Origin of the sequence: Spirulina subsalsa CS-330, assembly GCF_028330765.1 — a bacterium.
In the GTDB taxonomy this organism is placed as follows: domain Bacteria; phylum Cyanobacteriota; class Cyanobacteriia; order Cyanobacteriales; family Spirulinaceae; genus Spirulina; species Spirulina subsalsa_A.
In genome coordinates, this window is record NZ_JAQMTY010000217.1 from 22899 (window position 1) to 28898 (window position 6000).

At 58.0% G+C, this 6000-nt stretch carries 4 protein-coding genes; 1 reads left to right on the forward strand and 3 read right to left on the reverse strand.

All coding sequences use genetic code 11. The features are described from left to right. Positions 1–245: 245 nt before the first annotated feature. On the reverse strand, positions 246–1658 hold the full coding sequence (gene pyk, locus PN477_RS15160; RefSeq protein ID WP_272117274.1) for a pyruvate kinase: 1413 nt from the start codon (positions 1656–1658) through the stop codon (positions 246–248). A gap of 245 nt (positions 1659–1903) precedes the next feature. Between pyk and PN477_RS15165 the strand changes: the two genes are divergently transcribed. Further along, positions 1904–3982 (forward strand): hypothetical protein, encoded by a 2079-nt coding sequence (locus tag PN477_RS15165; protein ID WP_272147394.1) that lies wholly within the window; start codon positions 1904–1906, stop codon positions 3980–3982. 47 nt (positions 3983–4029) lie between these two features. On the opposite strand, the gene PN477_RS15170 is transcribed toward PN477_RS15165, so the two are convergent. Next, positions 4030–5103 carry a hypothetical protein gene (locus PN477_RS15170; RefSeq protein WP_272117271.1) on the reverse strand — a complete coding sequence of 358 codons (1074 nt, stop codon included), beginning with the start codon at positions 5101–5103 and terminating at the stop codon, positions 4030–4032. 183 nt (positions 5104–5286) lie between these two features. Further along, positions 5287–5766, reverse strand: a complete 480-nt coding sequence (gene tsaE, locus PN477_RS15175) for a tRNA (adenosine(37)-N6)-threonylcarbamoyltransferase complex ATPase subunit type 1 TsaE (protein WP_272117269.1) — start codon at positions 5764–5766, stop codon at positions 5287–5289. Positions 5767–6000 lie beyond the last annotated feature (234 nt).

The following is a 6000-nucleotide window of genomic DNA, read 5'->3' on the forward strand; positions in this document are numbered from 1 at the left end:
TGGTTCACATCCAGGGCTTTTTGATTACAGAATTTGCCTCGTGATGGGGAATCATAGCAATCAACAAGGGTATTAGGACAGGCAAGGGGCTTAAGCCCCTTGTTCCAGAGTCTCTGAATGTCCTAACCGCTCTGGCGAGTGCTATATACCCGAAGGCAGTCCTGTGGCCGGGTCAGCCGTCGGCAATGCTGGGGGCGATCGCAGGACTTTTTCTCAATCATCTTTTGAGGTAAGGAGGGAAGACCTTAAATCCCTGCTACGGTGTGGATTTTGAGGAAATTCGTGCCTTGGGTCATCTGCACCGGACTGCCGCCCAAAATCAAGACTTGATCCCCTGGTTCTGCCAGTTCATATTGCGCGAAAACCTCCTCAATCCGATGCGCCAACACCTCCACCGAATCCACGGGCCCCTCCATTAAAATCGGTGTGACCCCCCAGATCACATTGAGGCGTGTGTAGACTTTCGGCTCTGTGGTTAACGCTAGGATCGGGGCTTTGGGGCGTTCTGCTGCGACTAATTTGGCGGTGTATCCTGTGGAGGTGAACGCCACAATCCAGCGCAGATTGAGGATTTTGTCCACAACGTTTAAGGCTTCGCTGAGGGCGTGGGTGGCGGTATGTTCGGCGGGGGGCAGGTTGATGAATTCAATCATCGGCTCTACTTCTGTGGCAATCTGGCCCAACATTTTCACCGCCTCGACGGGATAGTCCCCCACGGCGGATTCGCCGGACAACATGACCGCATCGGTGCCGTCGATAATTGCATTGGCCACATCGCTGGCTTCGGCGCGGGTGGGTTGGGCGTTGGTGATCATGCTTTCGAGCATTTGGGTGGCGGTGATCACGGGGATGCCTTGTTGGTTGCAGGCGTGGATGATTTGTTTTTGGAGCATGGGGACTTTTTCGGGGGACATTTCGACCCCAAGATCCCCCCGCGCCACCATGATGCCATCGCAGATATGCACTAATTCATCGAGGTGGTCAATGGCTTGGGGGCGTTCGATTTTGGCGATGACGGGGACATCGCTGGCTCCCTGTTCGGTGAGGAGGGTTTTCAGGGCTTGTACGTCGTCGGTTTGGCGCACGAAGCTTAAGGCGACCCAGTCGATGCCGTGCTTTAACCCAAAGGCGAGGTCTTGCTTGTCTTTGTCGGTGATGGAGGGGAGACGGAGGGCGAGTTCGGGAAAGTTGACCCCTTTACGGTTTTTGAGGGTTCCGCCTCGGATCACTTGGGCGGTGACGATCGCATTTTCCACGGAGAGGACGGTTAACTCCAATTTGCCATCATCGAGCAAGATCCGATTGCCGGCGATCGCTTCTTCGGCGAGGGAGGGATAGTCAATGGGAATGGTGACCCCGTCCGCTGCATTGCCCAAGGTTACGGTTTCCCCGGCGGTGAGGATCACGTTTTCCGGCAATTGCACCACCCGGATTTTAGGGCCTTGGAGATCTTGCAGCAGTACCAATGGATAGTGCAACTCTTGGGATACCTGCCGCAGGGTTTGAATCGTGACGGCGTGATCGTCATAACTGCCGTGGGAAAAATTCAGCCGAGCGACCCCCATTCCCGCTTTGATGAGGTGGCGAATGGTTTCAGGGGAGCGACTCGCAGGGCCAATGGTGGCAACAATTTTGGTGCGATGGGGAACTAAAAACATAACTTGGCCTCGTGATGATCTTAGATAGACAGAGGATACAGCCCCACTGTAAGGGATGAACCTGGCTCTCCCCTGAAATCTAAAAGGATTGTACGGATTTGGCGGGGGGCGATCGCAGGAGGGCGGCGACGGGATCGGATGCCGTCCAGCGGCGGGGTGGGCGATCGCTCCTGATCCTCGCTCCTCTTCTTGGCTAGGCATCCTAAATTCGTTAAACTTTGTCCAAGGCAGAATCAGGGCAAGCGATGGCAGATCATAAAGTGCTTCTTTTAGACAGTGACGCGGCAAGTGTTGCAGAACTGCGCGGGATGATGCCGGGTGGTAATTTTGACCTGGTGACGATTGGGGATGGCAAAGCCGCCCTGAATGTGATCAAGACAGAACTGGCCAATATCCGCTTCATGGTGCTGAAATTTAACCTACCCAATGTCAGCGGCTGGAAAATTCTCAAAAAAGCTAAGGAACACCCCAAACTCCGCACCATTCCGATGCTCTTAGTCGCAGACCCCAACGATCCCGTCACCAAAGCCCTACCCGAACCCCACACCACCTTTGCGGTCATTAACCGCCCGTTTAATCGCAAACAATTCCAAGGGGCGATTAAAGAAGCCATGCGCCGGGCGAACCAAGACCCCGCCCCAGCACAGGTGAAAAAACGAGCGGCTCCTCGCCCGGCGGCTGCCCCTGTGGTGACCCCGCCGCCGCCCCCCCGTGCCAAAGCTGCACCGCCCCCGAAACCGGCTGCTGCACCGCCGCCGCCGCCCCGTGTTAAGGCTGCACCGCCGCCGCCGCCGCCACCCCCGAAACCTGCTGCACCCCCACCCGATCGCGTGATTGCCGCCCCGCCGTCGTCTCAACCGATCGCAGCCCCACCCCCACCCCCCCCGAAACCCGCTGCACCCCCGCCGCCCCAGGTGGAACCCGACGTGGCGGCAGTGGCGGGCAATGAAGCGATGGCGGGCGCGATCGCAACGCCACCGATCGCAACGCCACCAATCGCCGCGCCACCAATCGCAACGCCGTCCGCACCGCTGGGGCCAGTCCAACCTGACCCCAGTGATCCCTTTTTCATCGACGTGGCCCCCGACCCTCCCGCGCCCCCTGATCCAAATAATCCCTTTGCGATCGCAGCGGCTCCCAATGCAGCCGCCCCTGCGCTCGATCCCAAAAGCCCCTTCCGTGCCCTTTCCGCCGATGAAATCGCGGCCTTAACCGCCCAAGCCAGCCCCGAACCCGATGCAGACCTAAACCCTTTTTTTGTTGAACCGCCTCCCCCCAGCTCTGCCGCGCCTCAGGACGCGGATGACCCCTTTGCTGGTGCGGTGAGTGCGGCTCCTACGGTTTCTCCCTCGGCTCCATCACCTGCGCCGAGTCCTGCTGAGGTGACGGCTGCACCTGTGATGGCTACCGATGCGGATGAATTTGCGGATGAATTCGCAGCGGATGAAGCGAACACCGCCGATTTAAGCCCGGAGCCGGCGATCGCCTCTGCTCCAGACCTTGACCCCCCCCTTGAAGACGCACCCGCAGACCCGGCGGCGATCGCATGGGAACCCGTCAACTATGCGGCCTTGGATTGTCTCCATATTCACCTTGATCAGCGCGATCGCGGCGTGACGGGCCTCGCTATTAGTCCCGATGGTAGCCTGCTCTATACCTGTGGCCCGGAAACCTATCTGAGTGCCTGGGAGTTAGCCACGATTACCAAAGTGTTGCAGTTTGACCTGTTCTCCAAAGGCGCAGACTGTTTAACCATTTCCCCCGACGGCAGCCTGCTGTTAACCGGCGCGAGCCAGAGCAACATTAAATGTTGGGATGTCAGCAGCGGCCAACTCTTCGACACCTTAAACGATGCATCCATGGGGGTGAATGGGTTAGCCATGACCTGGGATGGTCAACGGGTGATCACCAGTTCCGCCCACAGTAATTTGAAAGTGTGGGACTTTACCAGTGGTGATCTGTTGGGGCCGATTAATGATGCATCCTTTGGGGCGACGGGGGTGGCGATCGCCAACGACAACCGCACCACTCTGAGTAGTTCCCTCACCAGCAATATCTGTTTTTGGGATTTGGAAACCGGGGAACTCCTCGGCCCCCTCAATGATGAATCCTTCGGGACGACAGCGATCGCCCTCAGCCCCGATGGTCAAGCCGTGATCAGCGGCAATCAACAGGGCATCTTAAGTATTTTCGACTGGACAACCGGCAACCCGATCCGCCTGATCAAAGCCCATGATCAACCGATTACCGCCGTGGCCGTCAGCCCCGATGGTTGGGGAATTGTCACCGCGACCCTGACGGAAATTAAACTCTGGGGCGGCTAACGCACCCAGAATTAGCGCCGTATTTCCAGGATTTTCAATGGGCTACCCTAACGCACACGGGGAAAACTGGGCAAATTCACCGCTGCGATCGACGGGACTTTTTTCGGGGCGCGATGGGTCGGGGCTGGTTTTGGGGTCGGGGTTTCGCGGGGTTGAATCGCTGCCTGGCTGCGGGGTAAGGGCATCACACTGCGGCGGCCTGCGTGGAAGTCCGGGAGGTTCAAGTTTGCAAACTTACCTGGGGGGGCAGCCGCCGGAGCGGGAGCGTCAAAGACGGAAACCGCAGGAGTTGCAGGGGCCGAGGGCATTTCCACCGCCAGTTCTTCCTCCTCGTCAAAGAGACGCGCCGCCCAGGTGGGGGGCGTGGGCGGCTGCGATCGCTGATTTGACCAGGGTTGAATCGGAGAGGGTTTCATCTCCTCCGGTGGCGGTTGCAGTTGGGTAATCGGGGATGGCGGTGCGATCGCAGGCTGATCCGCACGAATCCCCGAATCGGTTCCGGCGTGACTCCCTTGCCCCCGGTCTCCCGCCTCGGACTCCTCTAAATAGCGACTAAACAACCGTTGAAATTGCTGCGTGTGGGACTGCTGCCGATCGAGATGCTGGCGCAGGGCTTGGGAATTATCCGCCGCCTCATGGAGTAAACTCGCCTGCTCCGTATAGGTTTGACGCGCCAAAATACATTCTTGTTCAAGGCGCACAATTTGAGCCTGCGCCAATTCTAACTGTTGCGAGAGGTTTTCAATCAAAACATGTTGCCGTTGGGCCACATGGTGAGACGCTTCCAACTCTTGAAAGAGTAAACTCATCTGCCCTTGGGCATCGAGCAACTCTTCACCTTGCTGCACCGTGACCTGTTCCCGCTGTTGGGAGGAGCGTCGTTCGGCTTGGAGCGATTCTTGGGTTGTGGCCAGGGCTTGCTCTAAATCCGCTGCCCGTTGGAGCAGTTCACGGTTGCGCTGACGCAGTTTCCGGGCCAGGGTGAACCAGTCCGTTTCTTGAATCGGGTTCAGGGTTTCCTGGTCACCCTCGGTGGCGGTGGTTTCAACCGTGACGGTGGGTTCAGTCTCCCAAGTTTGCGGCGTTTCAAACTGCTGAGACTGGGGGGTTTGTTCGCTCATGGCTTTTTTCTCTCGATGGGCTAGGCCAGCACAATGCACCCAAGATTGGCGCAGAATTCTTTACCAGAATAATGCAAAACCTCAGAAAATTGATGGTCTAGGCGCTTCAGGCTCGATAAATGTTGATCATTGTGCCATGGAGAGCGGGGGCGATCGCACCCTCCCACCCAGCCAATCCCACCCCTAACCCAGGGCATCGGGGCGAAACGCCGCCGCCCACACCGGAGGAGCCGGGCCGACCCAAGTGAGGGTAATTTGGCGGGATTGTTCGACGGTGTGGAGGTGGATGTCCAGGTAGGCGGGGGGTGGAGCGGGAAGGCGTTCGGCCCATTCGATCGCCATGATGCCCGGTTCCACTTCGACACCGTCCCAATAGAGTTCGGGGTAGAGGGTGGCGACCCCAGCCGGATCGAGGCGGTAGAGATCGAGGTGATAGAGGGGGAGGCGGCCGTCGGTGTATTCGTTGATCAGGGTGAAGGTGGGGCTAAGGATGGGGTCAGCAATGCCGAGACCTTGACCGAGGCCCTGAATTAGGGTGGTTTTCCCTGCACCAAGATCCCCAGACAAGAGGAGAACCGTGGGGGGGAGGGTTTCGCCGAGACGTTGACCGAGGGCGAGGGTGGCGGTTACGTCGGGGAGGTGGAGGGTGTGAGTCGGGGTCATATAGCAATCCTAAATCAGAATCAGGACAGGCAAGGGGCTTAAGCCCCTTGTTTCTCAAGGCTGAGGATTGCACACCTCAGATAGGATTGCTAGAGTTGACATCCTCACCGGGCTAAAGCCACAGTGATTCCTAAGATTCACATCTTAGGTTTCTGCTTCATAGCAACAGCCTCCACCCGCAAGGAGTTTATGGTCTTACGTTCGCTCCACAGACTATCCCCGCTAGCCCAGCGG